The following is a 19552-nucleotide window of genomic DNA, read 5'->3' as shown; positions in this document are numbered from 1 at the left end:
GTCAGCGCCTCTCACCGGCGATTTCGGCCTGAGGCTTTCCTTGCCGCGCGCGGGCCATTAGGGTCCGGCCACCCTTTCGCCAGACCGCCGGCCGCCCGCACCCCATGTTCCGCAACATCCTCTCCGTCGGCGGCCTGACGCTGCTCTCCCGCCTCGCCGGCTTCATCCGTGACGTGGTGATGGCGGCGGTGCTCGGCGCCGGGCCGGTGGCCGACGCCTTTCTCATCGCCTTCCGCCTGCCGAACCATTTCCGCGCGATCTTCGCCGAGGGGGCCTTCAACGCCGCCTTCGTGCCCACCTATGCCCGGCTCCGGGAGCAGGACGGGGTGCCGGTGGCGCGCGGGTTCGCCGATGAAATCCTCACCGCCATGACGCTGGTGCACATCGTGCTGCTGGCGCTGGCGCTGGGCTTCACGCCGCAATTCGTCTCGCTGCTGGCACCGGGCCTCGCGGAGGACGGCCAACGTTTCGACCTCGCGGTCACGCTCACCCGCATCACCTTTCCCTATCTGGCGCTCATCTCCATCGCGACGCTGGTGACGGGCGCGCTCAATGCCTCCGACCGCTTCGCCGTGGCGGCCGCCGCTCCCATCCTGCTCAATGTGTGCATGGTGAGCACCCTGCTCTGCGCCGCCCTGTTCCCCACGGCCGGCCATGCGGCGGCGTGGGGCGTGCTGATTTCGGGTGTGGCGCAGCTGTTCGTCGTCGGGGTGGACGCGGAGCGGCACGGCATCGGGCTGCGCTTCGCCAAGCCGAAGCTCGATCCGGGCACGCGGCAGTTCCTCAAGGCGCTGGGGCCGGCCATCATCGGCTCGGCCGGGGTGCAGATCGCCCTCTTCGCCGACACCATCATCGCCACCTTCCTGCCGGTGGGCGCGCTCTCGGCGCTCTATTATGCGGACCGGATCAACCAGCTGCCCATCGGCGTGGTCGGCATTGCCGTCGGCACTGTGCTGTTGCCGGAGATGTCCCGGCGCCTCGCGGCGAAGGACGATGCCGGGGCGGCCCATGCCCAGGCGCGCTCCATCGAGCTGGCGGCGCTTTTGGCCATCCCCTTCGTCGCCGCCGCGCTTCTCGTGCCGGACCTGACCATGCGGGCGCTGTTCGCCCGCGGCGCCTTCACGGCGGCGGATGCGGCGGATGCCGCGGCAACCTTGCGGGCCTATGGCGTCGGCCTTCTCGCCTTCGTGGTGGTGCGCGCCTTCATCGCCCCGTTCAATGCCCGCGGCGACACCAAGACGCCGATGATCGCCTCCCTCAGCGCGGTGACGCTCAATGTGGCGCTCAAGTTCGCGCTCATGGGCAGCTTCGCCCAGGTGGGCCTCGCCTTCGCCACGGCGGTGGGCGGCTGGATCAATGTAGGCCTGCTCGTGCTGTTCGCCGTGCGGCGGGGCTATCCGGTGGGCGATGCGGCCCTCGGCGGGCATCTGGTTCGGCTCGTGGGCCTGCTCGTGGTGGTGGGCGCCGCGCTCGTCGGGGCGCAGGCCGCGGCATCGGCGATCCTTCCCGTCGGCATGGGCGCGCGCGACGAGCTGATGCTGGCGCTGGTGGTGCTGGGGGGCGGCGCCGCCTACCTCGCCGGGCTGTGGCTGCTGCTGGGCCGTGGCTTCATCGCTGGCGTGATCGGACGGCGGGCACCTCCGCCCCTGCCGCCCGTGGTCTGAAGCCCGGAAGCGCTCCAAAATCGACGTTCGGGAAATCTGCCCTTTTGCATCGCACCCGCGCTGTGCTATCGATCCGCCGATTTTCCGGTCTCGGCTCATCGGTTGCGGGAGGTGCCGAACCTTCTCCGAAAAGAACAAGTGCGGACACCCGTCCGTCCAGGAGCCGGATGCCCATGTCGCCTGCCCCGCGTCTTGCCCTCCCCAGCCATCTCGTTTCGGCCGCTGCGGCCGTTCCGGTGCTCGCACTTGCGCTGGCGCTCGCCGGCTGCGGCCAGCCTACCGCGCAGCAGCAGGGTGCGCCCCCGCCGCCCCAGGTGACCGTGGCTTCCCCGACGTCCGCGAACGTCACCGACACCGATGAATATGTCGGCCGCTTCGTCGCCATCGATGAAGTGAATGTGCGCGCCCGCGTCTCCGGCTATCTGGACAAGATCGGCTTCACCGACGGCCAGATGGTGAAGGAGGGCGACGTGCTCTTCACCATCGACCAGCGCCCGTTCAAGATCGCGGTGGATCAGGCCCAGGCCAATCTCGCCCAGGCAAAGGCCAATCTCGACTTTACCAAGGCCGACCTCGAGCGCGCCCGCACGCTGCTGGAGGACAAGACCTCCAACGCCATCTCCAAGCAGGCCTTCGACCAGCGCACCCAGGCCGAGCGCACCGCCGCCGCCATCGTGCAGTCGCAGGAGGCGCAGGTGCGCTCCGCCCAGCTCGATCTCGGCTTCACCGAGGTGAAGGCGCCGGTGTCGGGCCAGATCGGCGACCGCCGGGTGTCGGTCGGCAACTATGTCACCGGCGGCACGGGCGCCACGCCCACGCTGCTGGCCGTGATCGTCTCCACCGATCCGATCCGCTTCGAGTTCACCATCGACGAGGCCTCGCTGCTGCGCCTGACGCGCCGCAAGGGCGGTACCGACTTCAAGGGCGAGCCGGTCTTCCTCAAGCTGATCGACGACAAGGACTTCGTCCACAAGGGCAAGCTCGACTTCCTCAACAATGTCGTCGACCGCGAGACCGGCACCATCCGGGGCCGCGCCGTGTTCGACAACAAGGATGGCCTGTTCCGCCCCGGCATGTTCGCGCGCCTCAGGCTCCAGTCCTCGGACCCTTATCAGGCGCTGGTGGTGCCGGATGTGGCCATCGGCACCGAGCAGGTGAAGAAGTTCGTCTACGTGGTCGGGCCGGAGAACAAGGTCAGCCAGAAATTCGTCACCCTCGGTCCGCTCCAGGGCGACATGCGGGTGATCCGCGAGGGCCTTTCCCCCGACGACAAGGTGGTGGTGAACGGCCTGATGCGCGTGCGGCCCGGCGTGACGGTGACGCCGCAGGTTGCCGGTGCCGCGCCGGCCGCCGGGGCCCCGGGCGCGCCTGCCGCTTCCTCCTCCGCCGCCTCCAAGTGAGGAGGCGGAACCATGCGCTTTTCCCACTTCTTCATTGACCGGCCCATCTTCGCCTCGGTGGTGTCGGTGGTGGTCATCATCCTCGGCGCGGTCTCCTACCTGCGCCTGCCGGTGGCCCAGTATCCGGACATCGCCCCGCCGGTCATCACGGTGACGGGCCAGTATCCCGGCGCCTCGGCCGAGATCGTCGCCGAGACCGTGGTCGCGCCCATCGAGCAGCAGATCAACGGCGTGGAGAAGATGATCTACCTGTCGTCGAACTCGACGGCGGACGGTCGCTTCTCCATCTCCGTCACCTTCGACATTGGCACCAACTTGGACATCGCCCAGGTGCAGGTGCAGAACCGCGTCGCCATCGCCGCCCCGCGCCTGCCGGCCGAGGTGCAGCAGGTGGGCGTGGTGACGGCGAAGGCCTCGCCCGACCTCCTTCTGGTGGTCAGCCTCTATTCGCCGGATGGCTCGCGCGATCCGCTGTTCATCTCGAACTTCGCCAATATCGAGGTGAAGGACGTGCTGTCGCGCATCGACGGCGTCGGCTCCATCACCGTGTTCGGCTCGCGCGAATATGCGATGCAGATCTGGCTCGATCCGGATCGCCTGTCCGCGCTGAACCTCACCACCACCGACGTGGTACAGGCGCTGAAGGCGCAGAACGTCCAGGTGGCTTCGGGCATCCTGAACCAGCCGCCGGTGCCGAACCAGCGGGCGTTCCAGATCGCCGTGCGGACCCTCGGCCGACTGACCGATCCGCAGGCGTTCGCCGACATCGTCATCAAGCAGACCGATCAGGCGCTGGTGCGGCTGAAGGATGTGGGCCGGGTCGAGATCGCGGCGCAGGACTATGCGTCCACGTCGTTCCTCGACAAGGACATCTCCATCAACCTCGGCATCTTCCAGCGGCCGGGCTCGAACGCGCTCGCCACCGGCAATGCGGTGGTGGCGGAGATGGCCCGCATCGGCAAGAGCTTCCCGGCCGGCCTGAAGTACGCGATCTATTACAACCCCACCGAGTTCATCCAGCAGTCGGTGGATGCCGTGGTGCACACCATCGGCGAGGCCATCGTGCTGGTGGTGCTGGTGGTGATCCTGTTCCTGCAGACGTGGCGGGCGGCGATCATCCCCATCCTCGCTATCCCGATCTCGCTCATCGGCACCTTCTTCGTCATGGCCCTGTTCGGCTTCTCGCTGAACAACCTGTCGCTGTTCGGACTGGTGCTGGCCATCGGCATCGTGGTGGATGACGCCATCGTCGTGGTGGAGAACGTGGAGCGCAACATCGAGGCGGGGCTCTCCCCGCGCGATGCCGCCTACAAGACCATGGACGAGGTGGGCGGGGCGCTGGTCGCCATCTCCCTCGTGCTGTCGTCGGTGTTCGTGCCGACCGCCTTCATCACCGGCATCTCGGGCGAGTTCTACCGGCAGTTCGCGCTGACCATCGCCGGCTCGACGCTGATCTCGCTGCTCGTGTCGCTGACGCTCTCGCCGGCCATGTGCGCGCTGCTGCTGAAGCCGCACCGCTCCAAGCACGAGAAGCCGGCCTGGTATGCCCGGCCCATCGTCGGCTTCTTCGGCCTGTTCAATCGGGGCTTCGAGAAGGTCGGCAACGGCTATGCCTGGATGACGGCCCGCCTCGTGCGGTTCGTCGCGCTGGTGCTCATCGTTTATGCCGGCATCGTCGGTTTCGGCGGCTGGCTGTTCGCGACCACGCCGCAGGGCTTCATCCCGCAGCAGGACCGCGGATATCTCATCGTCGTCGCCCAGTTGCCGCCCGGCGCGTCCATGCAGCGCACGGAAGATGTGATGAAGCGCGCCGGCAACCTCGTGCTGGGCACGCCCGGCGTCGGCCACATCGTAAACATCGCCGGCTTCTCCGGCGCCACCTTCACCAACGCGCCCAACGCCGGCGCCATGTTCGTGATCCTCGATCCGTTCACCTCGCGCGCGGGGCACCCCGAGCAGACAGCGGCAGCCATCCAGAAGGTGCTGTTCGGCAAGGTGGCGTCCATCCAGGAAGCGCAGATGATCGTGGTGCAGCCGCCGCCCGTCCAGGGCATCGGCAATGCCGGCGGCTTCCGCATGATGCTGGAGGACCGCTCCGGCGCCGGCCTCCTCGCCTTGCGCAATGCCACCTATGCCATGATGGGCGCGGCGGCGCAGACGCCGGGGCTGATGCAGGTCTACTCTTTGTTCGAGACCTCGACGCCCCAGCTCTTCCTCGACATCGACCGGCAGAAGGCCCAGCTGCTGAAGATCAACATCGCCGACGTGTTCTCGGCGCTGCAGACCTATATCGGCTCGTCTTACGTCAACGACTTCAACCTGTTCGGCCGCACCTTCCGGGTGCAGGTGCAAGCCGATGCGCCGTTCCGGCTCGATCCCAAGGACGTGCTCTCCATCCGGGTGCGCGCCGCCAACGGGGAGACCGTGCCGCTCGGCTCCTTCACCACCGTGCGCGACATTTCCGGCCCCTACCGCGTGCCGCGCTACAATCTCTACCCCACCGCCGAGCTCGACGGCTCTCCGGCCCCCGGCTACTCGCAGGGCCAGGCCATCCAGATCATGCAGGAGCTGGCCGCCAAGGTGCTGCCGCAGGGCTTCTCCTATGAGTGGACGGCGCTTGCGTACCAGCAGCAGCGGGCCGGAAACACGGCCATCTTCGCCTTTGCTCTGGGCGTGGTGTTCGTGTTCCTGGTGCTGGCGGCGCAGTATGAGAGCCTGACACTGCCTCTGGCGGTCATCCTCATCGTGCCCATGTGCCTTGTCGCGGCGCTGATCGGCGTGATCCTGAGGGGGCAGGACAACAACATCCTGACCCAGGTGGGTTTCATCGTGCTCATCGGCCTTGCGGCGAAGAACGCGATCCTCATCGTGGAATTCGCCAAGCAGTTGCAGGATCAGGGGCACGGCCGGCGCGAGGCGGCGGTGGAGGCGGCACGGCTGCGTCTGCGCCCCATCATCATGACCTCGCTCGCCTTCATCCTCGGCGTCGTGCCGCTGGTGTGGGCCACCGGCGCCGGCGCGGAGCTGCGCCAGGCGCTGGGCACGGCGGTGTTCTCGGGCATGATCGGCGTGACGCTGTTCGGCCTCGTCTTCACCCCGGTGTTCTACGTCTTCGCTCAGTGGATCGCGTCCCTCGGCCGCCGCCGCGAGGCGGAAGCGCCGCCGCCGTCCCATCCCGCTCCGGCGGAGTGAGGCAGGACACAAAAGAAAACGGGCGGCCCTGGGCCGCCCGTTTTCGTTTCACCACTGTGGCCGGCTGGATCAGCGCGCCTTGTCGCGGCGTGACTTCAGCCACTTGATGCGGTTGACGATCTGCTGGGGCTGGTAGGGCTTGTCGACCCCCGGCCCGTCTTCGCAGAGATTGGTGGCGTGGGCGGCCGCCATGGCGGTGGAGCCGGCGAGGATCACGTCGATCTTCGGGTGCGCCTCGCGCAGCCACTGGGACAGGCCGAAGCCCTCGCGATCACCGGTGGCGGACGCATCGGCCAGCACCACTTCGACCCGCTCGGCCTCGACTTCCAGGATGATCTCGGCCTCGGCACCCGTCGCGGCTTCCAGCACCTCGTAGCCGCAGGTGCGCAGATACTCCGCGATCACGTGGCGCACGAGAATGTCGGACTCGACCACGAGCACGACGGGCGGGAGTTCGCTCGGACGGTTGTCGTTCATCGGTCGCCTTTCCTCGATCGTGTTTTACGAACCTGCTTTCCCCTGAAGCTGGGCCTGGATGATCTGCAGCACGCTCTCGACCCGGTAGGGCTTGGCGAGGAAGGGCGCGACCACCGCGGCAACGGAACGGTCGAACTGGCCCGAGGTGAGGATCACCGGCAGATGCGGACGCTCGGTCTTGAGCAGCAGGGCGAATTGGTAGCCGTCCAGCGCGCCCTCGGTGTGCACGTCGGAGAACACGACATCCACATGCAGGCCGGCGATGATGGCCTCATGCGCCTCCTCGGCCGAGACGGCCTCGATCACCAGCAATCCGGCGGAACGCAACTCCGAGGCCGTCACCATGCGCACGAGCGCGTCGTCCTCGACCAGCAGCACGGTGAGAGGAACCGGCTCCGCCATCGGCTGGGCTTCCCCAAATGTCATTTTTGTTGCCCATTCCAAGGTGCAGCCTGAAAACGCCGTAGCCGCGCTTCGGTTCCCGAATACGGTCCATCAAAAAAGCCGATCCCGCTCATTTCATCTTCCGATTGGCAGGATGCCCCCTCCGGCGCGACGGTTGCGGCCTCCTTCTCGCAGCAGGACGACCCCCTTGGCCCTGACGATCTTCTTTCTCAACGGACCCAACGCCAACCTCTACGGCCTCGATCCCTCCGGCACGTACGGGCGCGAGAGCTTCCCGGCCATCCGCGAGCGCTGCCTCGCCCATGCCGCCGGGCTTGGCGTGGCGCTGGACTTCCGGCAGTCGAACCACGAGGGCGAGATCGTGGACTGGATCCAGGAGGCCCGGCTGAAGGCGGATGCCATCGTCATCAACGCGGCCGGCCTCACCTACACGTCCATCGCCATCCTCGATGCTTTGCTCGCCTTCGACGGGCCGATCATCGAGACCCACATGAGCAACATCTGGAAGCGCGAACCCTTCCGGCACCACTCCTTCGTGTCGAAGGCCGCCACCGGCGTGGTGGCAGGGCTCGGCGCGCTGGGCTACGAGCTTGCCATCGGCGCCGCGGCGAAGCTCGCCGGCGAGCGCAAGGAGGGTGGCAAGTGACAGCGACTTCGCGCGGGGCGTTGGTGTTCTACAGCGCCTTCGATGATCCCGTGGAATGGAAGGCCGCGCTTCAGGCGGCGGTGCCGGGCCTCGATGTGCGGATCGCAGATGTGGCGACCGGTGCCGTGGACGGCGATTCCGCGGATGTGCGCTACGCCCTCGTCTGGAAGCCGCCGCAGGGGTTCTTCGCGCGCTTTCCCAACCTCGGGCTGGTCATCAATCTCGGCGCGGGCGTGGATGCGCTGGTCGCCCGGGATGATCTTCCCGACGTGCCCATCACCCGCCTCTCCGACCCGAACATGTCGCAGATGATGGCGTCCTTCGTGCTGTTCTGCGTGCTGCGCCATGCCCGCGAGATCCCGACCTTCGAGCGGGCGCAGCGGGAGGGGCGCTGGCATTATGTGCATCCGCGCACGGCGGGGGAGATCCGCGTCGGCGTGCTCGGGCTCGGCGAACTCGGGTCCACGGCCGCGCTGGAGCTGGTGCGGCACGGCTTCGACGTGCGCGGCTGGTCCCGCTCGCCGAAGCAGCTCGAAGGCGTGAAGACCTGCCATGGGGCCGGCGCACTGCCGGGTTTCCTCGCCGAGGCCGACATCCTCGTGGTCATGCTGCCGCTCACCGGCGAGACGCGCCATCTCCTCGACGCCGGGCGCCTCGCTCTGCTGCCGAAGGGGGCGAAGTTCATCAACGTCGCCCGCGGGCCGGTGGTGGATGAGGCGGCGTTGATCGCGGCGCTGCGCTCCGGCGCCATTTCCGAGGCCACGCTCGACGTGTTCGAGGTGGAGCCGCTGCCGGCCGAAAGCCCGCTCTGGGGCATGGAGAATGTGCTGGTGACGCCGCACCTCGCCTCCATCGCCATCCCCGCCAGCGCTTCCGCCCAGATCGCGGAGAACATCCGGCGGGTGGAGGCGGGCGAAGAGGTGCAGAACCGGGTGGACCCGGCGCGGGGCTACTGAGCCCCGTCCCGTCCCGCGAGAATCTCCCGCGCCCGCTCGTGCGGCGCCAGTGACTGCTCGGTCGCGGCGTCACCGAAATCCTCCATTTCGTAGAGCGGGCGGATCTCGATCTCGCTTGGGCCGGGCATGGGGTTGGGGCAGCGCTTCACCCAGGCGACGGCCTCCTCCATGTCCTTGACCTCCCACAGCCAGTAGCCGGCGATCAGCTCCTTGGTCTCGGCGAACGGCCCGTCCATGACGATGCGGGAGGCCCCGTCGAAGCCGATGCGCTTGCCGAGCTTGGAGGGCTTGAGCCCGGCGCCGTCGCGCATGATGCTGGCCTTGGCCAGTTCCTCGTTGAACCGGCCCATGGCCTCCAGCAGGTCCGGGGAGGGCATCAGCCCGGCTTCACTGTCCGCGGTCGCCTTCACGATCACCATCACACGCATGTCACTCTCCCTGGGGCGGATCGGCTCGATGCTGTAAGGACGTCGGACGAACGCCGCCCCCGACACGATGCGGGCAAATTTAGCGGGTGAATTGCACCGGGTCTGGCTGCGGCCAGGCTCCGGCGTGCCGGTTTGGCGTGGCGGGCAGATGCTCAGGGGAATGACATGCGTTTCTGGGGAATCGCGATCGTGGCGGCGGCGGTCATGGCCGCAGGGGCAGCCGAGGCGGGCAAGCAGACCAACACCCAGTTCCGCGCGTTCGGCCAGTGGAAGGTCGAGACCGTGCTGGACGACGGCAAGTTCTTCCTGTGCCGGGGCGTCACCAAGACCAACGGCGGCATCGTCGGTCTGCTCTATTATCCCAACGGCAAGTGGGCCATCGCCTTCCCGGACCTCAGCCTGAAGCCGGGCAGCAAGGTCTCGGGATCGCTGGAGATCGGCAAGGCGTCGCAGCCGGTGGAACTGGTGGCCAGCCAGGCGGGCGTGCGCGAGCGGGTGTTCATCACGGACGACGTGCTCAATGCCCTGCGGCAGGGGGGCCGTGTCTCGCTCAAGATCGCCGGCAAGTCCTTCGACTGGGACATGACCGATGCCGGCCAGGCCATCGGCGCGGTGCAGGATTGCTGGACCGCCGGCAAGAAGATCGGCGGCTGACGGCCTCTAGTCCATATCTGGCGCGATCGAGCCCGGCGCGAACATGCCGCCGGGCGAGAAGGCGTCGGCGAGGAAGCGGGCGAACACCTCCACCGCCGGCCGCATGGGCTGGCGGCGGAGCGACAGCCGCATGACGCGCACCGGCGCCAGCTGCTCCTTCAGCGGCCGCACGGCAACCCGGCTGCCGTCATAGGCCATGGTCGTGCGCGGCGAGGCATTGTGCAGCGTGTACCCGCGCTTCTGGCCGACGAGGCCGCGGATCAGCTCGTAGGAGCGTGAGCGGTAGGCGATGCGCGGGGTGATGCCGCAGGAATCGAACAGCGAGAAGAAATAGTCGCGCGTGTGGGGCAGGTCGTAGAGCAGGAAGGGCTCGTCGGCCACGTCCTTCAGCGAAACCACGGGCTTGCGCGCCAAGGGATGGTCGGCGGCGAGCACGAGCAGCGGCGGCAGGTCGATGAGGAGTTCGCCGGAAAAATCCTCCGGCACCGCATAGCCATAGGACACGGCGATCTCCAGCCGGCCGGAGAGGATGCCGTCGAAGATCTCCTTCTGGTCGCCTTCCTCCAGCTTCACCGTGATGCCCGGCTGCACCTCCGCGAAACGGGCCAGCAGGGCTGGCATGAACCGCGGCGCGATCGTGAGGAAGCAGCCCAGCGAAATCTCGCCCCGCAGCGTATCGCCCAGCGCCTGCGCGCTCTGGGCAAAATCACGCGCGTGGGCAAGGAGATGCCGGGCCTCGTTCACATAACGCTGGCCGGCGGGTGTCAGCGAGATGCCGCGCGCATGATGGCGGATGAAAAGCGGGATGCGCAGCTCCGCCTCGGTCTGGGCGATGGCGGCGGAAATCGACGGCTGGGAGACGTTGAGCTGGCGCGCGGCTTCCGTGACGTTGCCGAGATCCGCGGCGGCCACGACATATTTGAGCGCCCTGAGCGACACGTTCATTTCGCCCGTTCCCCGTAGGCGAGGGCGTGGCAATGGCACGGGCGCGGGGGCGCGCCGGCAGGGTTCGGCTTGGTCACGGGCGGGGCTCCAGTGAGCCGTCAGTGTCGCGCATTGATCTGGATCAGAAAAGCCAATCTTTTCGCCAAAGATAAAATATTTTATCGATCCCGCGGCCTCGCCCACTCTTGCTCCAATCGTGGGCATGACCAATTCGGGAGCAGGCGTGATGATCAGGACCGGTGCCGCGTACAAGGAAGGCCTGCGCGACGGCCGCGAGATCTGGATCGACGGCGAGCGCGTGGCCGACGTCACCACCCATCCCGCATTCAAGCCCATCGTCGACATCAAGGCGCGCATGTACGACCTCCACCACGAGGAGGCGACCGCCCCGGCGCTGACCTATGTGGAGGAGAATGCGGTGCATTCCGTCTTCCACCAGCCTCCGACGGAGACCGCGCACTGGGACGCCAAGCGCAAGGGCGTCGACATCCTGCTGAAGGACGTGGGTGGTGTTGTCACCCGCGTCGGCGACGAGACCATCGGCGAGATGTGGTCGCTGCAGGACGGGCGCGACATGCTGGCGGAGATCGATCCCCGCTTCGCCGCCAACATCGACAACCACATCAAGCGCGTCGTGGAGGAAGACCCCTTCCACGTCTCCGCCAACACCGACCCCAAGGGCGACCGCTCCCGCCACATCTCCGAGCGCGATCCGGACATGATGGTGCATGTCACCAAGGAGACGGACGCGGGCATCATCATCCGCGGCGCCAAATACGAGACCGCCGCCGCCTATGCCGACCAGGCCTATCTCAAGCCCACCGTGGGCGCCTGGACGGACGAGAAGGAAAGCGACTACGCGCTGGGCTGCATCGTGAAGATGGGCGCGCCGGGCGTGAAGCACATCTGCCGCTCCTCCTTCGCCGGCCGCTCCAACCCGAAGGATTATCCCCTCGCCAACCGCTATGACGAGGTGGATACGCTGGTGGTGTTCGATGACGTGCTGATCCCCTGGGAAGACGTCTTCTTCTATCGCTACACCAAGGCGGCCCAGTTCGTGCGCGGCACGCTGCACCGCTACTCCGCCTATCCCTATGTCCTGCGCCTGCTCTACGTCGCCGACATGATGATCGGCGCGGCGCTGTGGAACGCCAAGCAGACCGGCCTCGACAAGCTTCAGTCGGTGCAGGAGAAGCTGGCGGATCTCGCGGTCTATCGCGAGGGCATCAACGCTCACCTCACCGCTTCCATCGCCCTCGCCGAGAAGAGCCCGGCGGGCCTGCTGATGCCCAACCAGTCCATCCTCTATGCCGGCCGCGTGCTCGCCTGCTCGCAGCTGCCGACCATGATGCACGCCACCCGCGAGCTGATCGGCGGCCAGATCTGCGTCACGCCCAACGTTGCCGCCTTCGAGGCCGAGGGCACCGCCGAGTGGCTGAAGAAGTTCTATACGCTCAACGACAATTGGGAGTCCGAGGACCGGCGCAAGCTGCTCGCCTTCGCCCGCGATCTCGTCTCCTCCGACTATGCCGGCCACCGCCTCGCCTTCGTGCAGTTCGCGCAGGCGCCGCACTTCAACCACCTCGCGGCGGTCTACAAGAGCTTCGATTTCTCCGGACCCCTCGACTTCGTGCGCAAGACCGCGGGCCTTTCAGACAATGTCAAAGGCTCGCTGAAATGAGCGCGGCCGGCGACATCTCCCCCGTGGATGCGGGCCTGTTCCGTGACGCCATGCGGCGCATGGCGTCGGGTGTCGCGGTGATCGCCACCGACGGCCCGGCCGGGCGGGCGGGACTCACCGTTTCCTCGCTGGCCTCGCTCTGCATGGAGCCGCCTTCGGTCATCCTCTGCATCCACGAGCAGAGCAACGCACTGAAGGTGATCGAGGCCAACGGCGTGTTCGTCGCCAACGTGCTGGCGCACCATCAGTCGCACGTCTCCGACACCTTCGCCGGGCAGGTGCCGCAGTTCCGGGACGACAAGTTCGCCTGCGCGGACTGGCGGGCGGCGGCGAGCGGCGCACCGGTGCTCGATGGCGCGCTCATGAGCTTCGACTGCCGCCTTGCCACCCATCACGCCTACGGCACCCACCGCATCGTCGTCGGTGCCGTGACCGCCGTCCATGGTCTCGAGGACGAGGCCGAGCCGCTGCTTTACGCCAACCGCGCCTACCGGCGCCTGACCGCTGCATGAGGCAAAGAACCGTGCCGACCCATACCCGCATCCGCCCCTTCAACACGAAGGAAGCCTATCCCGAGCAGAAGCTCGACAACGACGTGTGCATGGCGGTCCGCGCCGGCAACACCGTCTATCTCCGCGGCCAGACGGCCATGGACCTCGACGGCAACATCGTCGGCGTGGGCGATGCCGCGGCGCAGACCGAGAACGCCATGGCCTGCGCCAAGGTGCTGCTGGAAGAGGCCGGCGCCAAGCTCGAGGACGTGGTGAAGATCGTCATCTACATCACGGACCGGGCCTATCGCGAGCCGGTCTATTGCGTGGTGGGCCAGTGGCTGAAGGGCGTCTTCCCGGTCTCCACCGGCATCATCGTGCAGGGGCTCGCCAAGCCCGAATATCTGATGGAAATCGACATCATCGCCGAGATCCCGTCCGAGCGCGCCTGAGGCGTCGCCACGCGTTGCAGCGGCACGCCGCGTCCCGTTTTCCTCGCGCCGCAAATGGCGCGGGGAATATTTGTGTTGTTTTTGATAAAATATTGATTTTCAAAATAAAAATCGCCGCGCACAGGCATTTTTTGCTTCCATCGTCATCCGAATTACGTAGATTTACGTATCGGCGACCTTCGCGGTCACACGAAAAGAAACCGCCAGAAGGCGGATCCAGAGGAGAGACGGATGAACGGCAAGATCGTTGCCCTCGGGCTCGCGCTGGCCGCCTTCGTGGCGGGCCCGGCGAGCGCGGCGGAAAAACTGGTGGTGAGCACGTGGGGCGGCAGCTTCCGCGACCTCATCGCCGAGGCCATCGCCTCGAAATTCACGAAAGATACCGGCGTCGAGGTAGAATACATCACCGGCGGCACCATCGACCGGCTGAACAAGGCGAAGCTCGCCAAGGGCTCGCCGGAGAGTGACATCACCTTCACCACCGCCCATGTGGGCTGGCTCTACGCCAATGATGATCTGTTCGAGACCCTCGACCTCTCGAAGATCCCGAACGCGTCGAAGCTGGTGCCGCAGGCGAAGGTGAGCCCCTATCACATCGGCGCCTGGGCTTATGTCTACACCATCGGCTACCGGCCGGACCTGACACCGAAGAACATCACCTTTTCCTCCTGGGGAGACCTCTGGAATCCCGAGCTGAAGGGGATGCTGGCGGCGCCTGATTTCGACCCGAGCCACATCATCGCCGTTTCGGCCCTGCTGGCGGGCGGCTCGCCGGCGGACTGGCAGAAGGGTGAGCAGAAGCTCCTGGCGCTGAAGCCCAATTTCAAGGCCTTCTACACCAACGACGCGAACTCCCAGCAGCTCATCGCCACCGGCGAGACGCCGGTGCAGATCATGCTGTCCATGAACGCCTATTACATGATCGCGCAGGGCGTCCCGATCAAGCTCGTCATCCCGAAGGAGGGCGGCGTGCTGGGCATCGACACCATGGCCATCATGAAGGGCTCCAAGAACCGCGAGCTGGCGGAGAAGTTCATCAACACGGCGCTCGATCCCGAGGTGCAGGGCAAGATCGCCGAGCTGAAGAAGGGCTCGCCCACCGTGCTCGGCGCCAAGGTGAGCCCCGAGACCGCGAAGCTTCCCGGCGTCTTCACCACCGCTGAGCAGTGGGACAAGGAGACCATCATCATCGACCACAAGCTCCGCGCGGAGAAGACCGCCGAGTGGCGCAAGTGGTTCTCGGAAAACATGATCGCCAAATGATCGCGGGTGAGGCGGACAACCGCTTCCGTTAGACTGCCCTGACCCGGAAGCGGCTCCGTAGCGCGGCGGGCAGGGAAGATGGGTCCCCTGTCATCTTCCCTGCCTCCGCCGGGGCTTCCCACAGAACCAAGAGCGAGAGCCGTGAACAAGCGCCCCTTCCTCGCCCTGTTCGTCGCCCCCGCGACGCTGGCGGCCATCGCCTCCGCGGCGGCGCTGGCGGCGATCCTGCAATATGCCTTCCGTGCCTATGTGCCGGGCTCGCTCAATCCGGGCGGGCTCACGCTGGACAATTTCTTCGCGCTGCTGCGCCCGCTCTATGCGCAGGTGTTCATCCAGACCGTGTGGATCTGCCTCCTCACCGCGCTCATTACTTTGGTGGTGGCGTATCCGATGGCCTTCGCGCTGGTGCGGACGCGGAATGTGGCGCTGAAATCCTTCCTGCTGATTACCGCAGTCACGCCGCTCTTCCTCGGCGAGGTGGTGCGCACCTATTCCTGGATCATCGTGCTGGGAAATAGCGGCTTTATCAATTCGGTGCTGAAGGGTCTCGGGATCATCGACCGGCCGATACAGATGATGTTCACCACCTTCGGCGTCGTCACCGCCCTCGTTCATGTGACGCTGCCGGTGATGGTCATCATGCTGTCGGCCGCGCTCTCGCACATCGATCGCGATTACGAGAAGGCCGCCACCTCCCTCGGCGCGGGGCCGGTGAAGGCCTTTCTCACCGTGACGCTGCCGCTTTCCATGCCCGGCGTGGTGGCCGGCGTTTCCACCGCCTTCGCCTGGACGTTTTCCGCCTTCGCCACGCCGCAGATGATCGGCGGCGGCAAGGTGAGCATGATCTCGACGCTGGTCTACCAGCTCGGCTTCGCCTCCTTCAACTTTCCCTTCGCGGCGGCTCTCTCCGTCACTGGCCTCGCACTCACCTTCGCGGTGCTCGCCATGGCGAAGCAGGCCATCAAGCCGCTGGAAAAGATCGGAGCCCACTGATGTCCGCTCCGCGCAAGCGTCTCATCTCCGCCAAGACCGGCGAGCGGCTTCTCGCCATCGCCGGCTGGACCGTGGTGTGGCTGGTGGTGGCCTTCATCATCCTGCCGGCGGTGGTGGTGGGAATCTCGGCCTTCAACGACCGCGCCATCCTCTCCTTCCCGCCGCAGGCCTGGTCCACGCGCTGGTTCGCGCGGGCCTTCTCCTACCGCGACTTCTCCGAGGGCTTTCGCAACGGCCTCATCATCACCGCCTTCGCATCGTCCATCGCTCTGGTGGTGGGCGCCGGTTTCGCCTTCGCCCTCGATCGCTACAGCTTCCGGGGCAAGATGGCGCTGGAGGCGGTGCTGACCTCGCCGCTGGTGATCCCGCATTTCACCATCGGCCTCGGCTTCCTCATCCTCGCGGCGCAGATTCACGCCACGCGCACCTTCGCCCTCGTCATCGTCTGCCACGTGGTGCTGGTGCTGCCCTTCGTGATGCGCTCGGTCTATGTATCGCTGCGCAATCTCGACAGCCGGCTGGAACTGGCCGCCGCGAGCCTCGGGGCGCGGCCTGGACGGGCACTGTTCACCGTGACGCTGCCTTTGCTGATCCCCGGCCTGTTCTCGGGCTGGCTGTTCGCGGCCATCCTCTCCTTCAACGAGTTCACCGCCTCGCTGTTCGTCACCGCCCAGGCGACGCAGACGCTGCCGGTCGCCATGTACAATTACGTCCGCGAGTATGCCGATCCGACGCTCGCGGCGCTGTCCGTCATCTACATCGTGGTCACGGCGCTGCTTCTCACCATCGCCAACGCCTTCCTTGGCCTCGGAAAGGTTCTGAACGTTGAGCATGTCCGCTGAACGCATCGATCCCCGGGAGCCTGTCTCCCCCGCCGTCTCCGCGCCTGTCGCGGACGCTGCCGCGCGCGTCGCCGGCGTCCAGATCGACGGCGTCACCAAGCGCTTCGGCGATGCCACCGCTCTGCACGAGGCATGGCTGAAGATCGCCGATGGCGAGTTCATGACGCTGCTCGGACCGTCCGGCTGCGGCAAGACCACGCTCCTCAACCTGATTGCCGGGTTTCTCGAGGCGGACGGCGGCGAGATCTTCGTCGGCGGACGGCTGATGACCGAGACCGCACCTTATGATCGCGAGATCGGCGTCGTCTTCCAGAACTACGCTTTGTTCCCGCACATGAATGTCGCGAAGAACGTGGGCTATGGCCTCCGGATGCGCGGCGTGGCGAAGCGCGAGATCGAGACGCGCGTCGCGGAGGCGCTGGCGCTCGTCAAGCTCGACGGCTTCGGCGAGCGCAAGCCGCGCCAGCTCTCCGGCGGACAGCAGCAGCGCGTGGCGCTGGCCCGCGCGCTGGTGATCCGGCCCAAGGTGCTGCTGCTGGACGAGCCGTTCTCCGCCCTCGACAAGAACTTGCGTGGCGCCATGCAGGTGGAGCTGAAGGAGATCCAGCGCCGGCTCGGCGTCACCACCATCTTCGTCACCCACGACCAGAGCGAGGCGCTGTCCATGTCGGACCGCATCGCGGTCATGTCGCAGGGGCGCATCCGCCAGGTGGGCACGCCGGACGAGATCTATCGCCGGCCGCTGGACCCGTTCGTCGCGTCCTTCGTCGGCGATGTGAACGTGCTGCCGGGCCGGCTGGAGCGGCGCATCGGCGAGACCGCGACCGTGCTGATCGCCGAAGGGCGGCTCAGCGTCAGTGCGGATACGCTGGAAGGGATTGCCCCCGGTGCGGCCGCGGACCTCTACGTGCGGCCCGATGCGGTGCGCATCGCGGAAGGGGAGGGGCTGGTTTCCGGCACGGTGGCGACCCACGTCTATCAAGGCTCGCACGTGGACGTGCTGGTGGATGTCGCTGCCGCGCGCGGTGGCCGCGTCACGGTGCGCGTGCCGGGGCATGACGCCTCCACGCGCTGGCCGGCGGGCACCCGCGTCTCGCTCGATTTTTCGCCCGCCGATGCGGTGGCGTTCGCGTCCGATGTCGCCTGACGCTGCGGCGCGCTGGTTCTGGTCCGGCGCGCCGGGTTCGCCGTCAGAAGGCCGGGGCGGAGGAGGGGTTGCGCGCGCGGCTTTCGAAGGCCGGCTGCTCCAGCGCATAGCGATCCCACAGGCTGCGCAGCGCGCCGATGGGGTCCTCCTGCCAGTCCACGCGCAGGTCCACCACGGGCCAGTCATAGGTGCGTGCCACATGGAGGCCCGCCGCGTGCTCGTCCCCCGTCTCGCCACCGGCGGCCAATCCGGCCTCCAGCCCGCGCACGAGGCGCTCGGCCAGCGGCAACCCCTCGGCCGCGAGGAAGGCATCGCGCATGGCGGCGGGGACGCCGTCGTTCACCAAGAGATTTCCGAGCGCGATGCAGCCGGGGCCTTGCGCCGCCGCGGCGATGGGCAGGGCCTCGGCCCCCGAGTGCCACGCGACCTGCCCGTAGCGGTCGATGACACTGGCCTGCCGGAAGGCAGGCTCCGGCGTGCCGGCGAGCAGCGTGGACAGCACGCCCCCGGCGCCGAGCCCCTGTCGCAGCAGGGCGAGCCCAGCCGGGCCGAGGGCGGGGTCGGTGACGTTCTGCGTGGTGACGAGCCCAAGCGGGCTCACCCACGCGCAGCGGCTGGCGACGCAGATGCTGGACGAGGTGATGGCGATGCCGAAGGCGCCCGTCTCGGGGCAGCGGGCGGCGATGGAATAGGTCATTCCCGTCTCCTTTTCGGTGGTTTTCTAGAGATGATGGCCTGAAGATGCAAGTATCGACGGAAGAAATACTTGAAAAAATCATTTCCGTTCCTTCGGTAACGGATACGGAAAACTCCGAAGTCGTCGCGCGCATCGCCGAAGTCGCCGCGCCGTTCGCCCGCGTGCGCCATCTGCCCAATGCGGCGGGGGACCGCACCGCGCTGCTCCTCTCCATCGGCCCCGAGGCGCGGCCGGGCGTAGTGCTCTCCGCCCATACGGACGTGGTGGCCGTCGAGGGCCAGCCCTGGACCAGCGATCCCTTCGCCTTGACTGCACGGGGAGATCGCCTCTACGGGCGCGGCACCTCGGACATGAAGGGCTTCGTCGCCTGCGTGCTCGCCGCGCTGCCCGCCTTCGCCGCCGCTGCGCTGGAGACGCCGGTGCATGTGGCGCTGTCCTATGACGAGGAGATCGGCTGCAAGGGCGCGGGCGATCTGGTGGCGCTGCTGGCCGCCCTTCCGGCGCCGCCGCTCCTGTGCATCGTCGGCGAGCCGACAGGCATGAAGGTGAAGCGTGCCCACAAGGGCAAGACGGGCTGGCGTATCACCGCCACCGGCCGCACGGGGCATTCCGCCCTGCCGCACCGCGCGGCCAATGCGGTGACCGCACTCGCCCGTCTCGCCGCCCGCCTCGCCGACCTTGCCGATGAGCTGCGCCACGGCGCACGGGACCAGGCTTTCGATCCGCCCTATGCGACGCTGCACATCGGCTCGCTGCATGGCGGCGGGGCGCTGAACGTGGTGCCGGACAAGGCGGTGATGGAATTCGAGCTGCGCGGCATCCCGGGTGCCGACACCCCTGCCATCCTGCGCCGCATCGAGGCGCTGGTGGCGGAGGCACGCGCCGCCCTCAAGGCCGAGGCGGAGGAGGCGGAGCTGGCGGTGGAGGAGCTCTCCTCCTATCCTGCCCTCGCCACTGCGGCCGGCAGTGCGGAGGCCGCCGCGGTGGCGCGCCTGTGCGGCGACAATGGTCCGCCCGGCACCATCGCCTTCGGCACCGAGGCGGGGCTCTATTCCGAAGCCGGTATTCCCACCCTCGTCTGCGGCCCCGGCGACATCGCCCGGGCCCACAAGGCCGACGAGTGGGTGGCGCGGGATGAGCTGGCCCAATGCGACGCCATGCTGGCTCGCCTCGCCGAACTGCTGCGCCGCCCCGCCGCCGACTGGATCACCCGCTGAAA

At 67.3% G+C, this 19552-nt stretch carries 19 protein-coding genes; 14 read left to right on the top strand and 5 right to left on the bottom strand.

The window, feature by feature from the left end; translation table 11 throughout:
* The first annotated feature begins 104 nt into the window (after nucleotides 1-104).
* The 3 genes from murJ (at nucleotide 105) to V5F74_RS17565 (ending at nucleotide 6256) form a co-directional block, all read left to right on the top strand.
* The gene (gene murJ / locus V5F74_RS17575; protein ID WP_394009493.1) at nucleotides 105-1664 is read left to right on the top strand and encodes a murein biosynthesis integral membrane protein MurJ; all 1560 of its coding nucleotides are present in this window, start codon (nucleotides 105-107) and stop codon (nucleotides 1662-1664) included.
* Between the two features lie 173 nt (nucleotides 1665-1837).
* Nucleotides 1838-3064 carry an efflux RND transporter periplasmic adaptor subunit gene (locus V5F74_RS17570; RefSeq protein ID WP_394009491.1) on the top strand — a complete coding sequence of 409 codons (1227 nt, stop codon included), beginning with the start codon at nucleotides 1838-1840 and terminating at the stop codon, nucleotides 3062-3064.
* A gap of 12 nt (nucleotides 3065-3076) precedes the next feature.
* Nucleotides 3077-6256 carry an efflux RND transporter permease subunit gene (locus V5F74_RS17565; protein WP_024277302.1) on the top strand — a complete coding sequence of 1060 codons (3180 nt, stop codon included), beginning with the start codon at nucleotides 3077-3079 and terminating at the stop codon, nucleotides 6254-6256.
* Nucleotides 6257-6325: 69 nt separating this feature from the next.
* Here V5F74_RS17565 and V5F74_RS17560 read toward each other — a convergent pair whose 3' ends face one another.
* Nucleotides 6326-6733 (bottom strand): response regulator, encoded by a 408-nt coding sequence (locus tag V5F74_RS17560; protein ID WP_029556907.1) that lies wholly within the window; start codon nucleotides 6731-6733, stop codon nucleotides 6326-6328.
* 24 nt (nucleotides 6734-6757) lie between these two features.
* Nucleotides 6758-7135 (bottom strand): response regulator, encoded by a 378-nt coding sequence (locus V5F74_RS17555; protein ID WP_029556908.1) that lies wholly within the window; start codon nucleotides 7133-7135, stop codon nucleotides 6758-6760.
* A gap of 190 nt (nucleotides 7136-7325) precedes the next feature.
* Between V5F74_RS17555 and V5F74_RS17550 the strand changes: the two genes are divergently transcribed.
* Both V5F74_RS17550 and V5F74_RS17545 read left to right on the top strand, forming a co-directional pair.
* Nucleotides 7326-7784 carry a type II 3-dehydroquinate dehydratase gene (locus V5F74_RS17550; RefSeq protein WP_029556909.1) on the top strand — a complete coding sequence of 153 codons (459 nt, stop codon included), beginning with the start codon at nucleotides 7326-7328 and terminating at the stop codon, nucleotides 7782-7784.
* Nucleotides 7781-8740, top strand: a complete 960-nt coding sequence (locus V5F74_RS17545) for a 2-hydroxyacid dehydrogenase (protein WP_156026302.1) — start codon at nucleotides 7781-7783, stop codon at nucleotides 8738-8740. The genes V5F74_RS17550 and V5F74_RS17545 overlap by 4 nt, the downstream gene beginning before the upstream one ends.
* Here the strand turns inward: V5F74_RS17545 and V5F74_RS17540 are convergent.
* The gene (locus V5F74_RS17540; protein ID WP_029556911.1) at nucleotides 8734-9168 is read right to left on the bottom strand and encodes a YciI family protein; all 435 of its coding nucleotides are present in this window, start codon (nucleotides 9166-9168) and stop codon (nucleotides 8734-8736) included. The two genes, V5F74_RS17545 and V5F74_RS17540, sit on opposite strands and share 7 nt — an antisense overlap.
* 165 nt (nucleotides 9169-9333) lie before the next feature.
* On the opposite strand from V5F74_RS17540, the gene V5F74_RS17535 reads away from it, so the two are divergent.
* On the top strand, nucleotides 9334-9822 hold the full coding sequence (locus V5F74_RS17535) for a hypothetical protein (RefSeq protein ID WP_024277308.1): 489 nt from the start codon (nucleotides 9334-9336) through the stop codon (nucleotides 9820-9822).
* A 6-nt stretch (nucleotides 9823-9828) separates the two neighbouring features.
* Here V5F74_RS17535 and V5F74_RS17530 read toward each other — a convergent pair whose 3' ends face one another.
* Nucleotides 9829-10767: a LysR family transcriptional regulator gene (locus V5F74_RS17530; protein ID WP_029556912.1), complete on the bottom strand. Its 939-nt coding sequence runs from the start codon at nucleotides 10765-10767 to the stop codon at nucleotides 9829-9831.
* A gap of 226 nt (nucleotides 10768-10993) precedes the next feature.
* On the opposite strand from V5F74_RS17530, the gene V5F74_RS17525 reads away from it, so the two are divergent.
* The 7 genes from V5F74_RS17525 to V5F74_RS17495 all read left to right on the top strand — a co-directional run bounded on the left by V5F74_RS17525 (nucleotide 10994) and on the right by V5F74_RS17495 (nucleotide 17636).
* Entirely contained in the window at nucleotides 10994-12448 is a 1455-nt protein-coding gene (locus V5F74_RS17525) for a 4-hydroxyphenylacetate 3-hydroxylase family protein (RefSeq protein ID WP_029556913.1), read from the top strand.
* On the top strand, nucleotides 12445-12960 hold the full coding sequence (locus tag V5F74_RS17520; protein ID WP_394009486.1) for a flavin reductase family protein: 516 nt from the start codon (nucleotides 12445-12447) through the stop codon (nucleotides 12958-12960). The genes V5F74_RS17525 and V5F74_RS17520 overlap by 4 nt, the downstream gene beginning before the upstream one ends.
* Nucleotides 12957-13391 (top strand): RidA family protein, encoded by a 435-nt coding sequence (locus V5F74_RS17515; protein WP_449361630.1) that lies wholly within the window; start codon nucleotides 12957-12959, stop codon nucleotides 13389-13391. The genes V5F74_RS17520 and V5F74_RS17515 overlap by 4 nt, the downstream gene beginning before the upstream one ends.
* Nucleotides 13392-13622: 231 nt before the next feature.
* Nucleotides 13623-14654 (top strand): ABC transporter substrate-binding protein, encoded by a 1032-nt coding sequence (locus V5F74_RS17510; protein ID WP_250165137.1) that lies wholly within the window; start codon nucleotides 13623-13625, stop codon nucleotides 14652-14654.
* Nucleotides 14655-14795: 141 nt separating this feature from the next.
* Entirely contained in the window at nucleotides 14796-15647 is an 852-nt protein-coding gene (locus V5F74_RS17505) for an ABC transporter permease (RefSeq protein ID WP_394009481.1), read from the top strand.
* Entirely contained in the window at nucleotides 15647-16489 is an 843-nt protein-coding gene (locus tag V5F74_RS17500) for an ABC transporter permease (protein ID WP_394009479.1), read from the top strand. Before V5F74_RS17505 ends, V5F74_RS17500 begins: the two co-directional genes overlap by 1 nt.
* Nucleotides 16479-17636 (top strand): ABC transporter ATP-binding protein, encoded by a 1158-nt coding sequence (locus V5F74_RS17495; protein WP_029556919.1) that lies wholly within the window; start codon nucleotides 16479-16481, stop codon nucleotides 17634-17636. The genes V5F74_RS17500 and V5F74_RS17495 overlap by 11 nt, the downstream gene beginning before the upstream one ends.
* A gap of 43 nt (nucleotides 17637-17679) precedes the next feature.
* On the opposite strand, the gene V5F74_RS17490 is transcribed toward V5F74_RS17495, so the two are convergent.
* Nucleotides 17680-18333, bottom strand: a complete 654-nt coding sequence (locus V5F74_RS17490) for a DUF1028 domain-containing protein (protein ID WP_029556920.1) — start codon at nucleotides 18331-18333, stop codon at nucleotides 17680-17682.
* Between the two features lie 44 nt (nucleotides 18334-18377).
* Here V5F74_RS17490 and argE point away from each other — a divergent pair, with 44 nt between their 5' ends.
* Entirely contained in the window at nucleotides 18378-19550 is a 1173-nt protein-coding gene (gene argE, locus V5F74_RS17485; protein ID WP_029556921.1) for an acetylornithine deacetylase, read from the top strand.
* Nucleotides 19551-19552: the final 2 nt, after the last annotated feature.

It is taken from the genome of Xanthobacter aminoxidans, assembly GCF_043193615.1.
Taxonomy (GTDB): Bacteria; Pseudomonadota; Alphaproteobacteria; order Rhizobiales; family Xanthobacteraceae; genus Xanthobacter; species Xanthobacter aminoxidans.
Note: the sequence above shows the minus strand (reverse complement) of the source record. Positions and strands in the feature narration are given on the sequence as shown.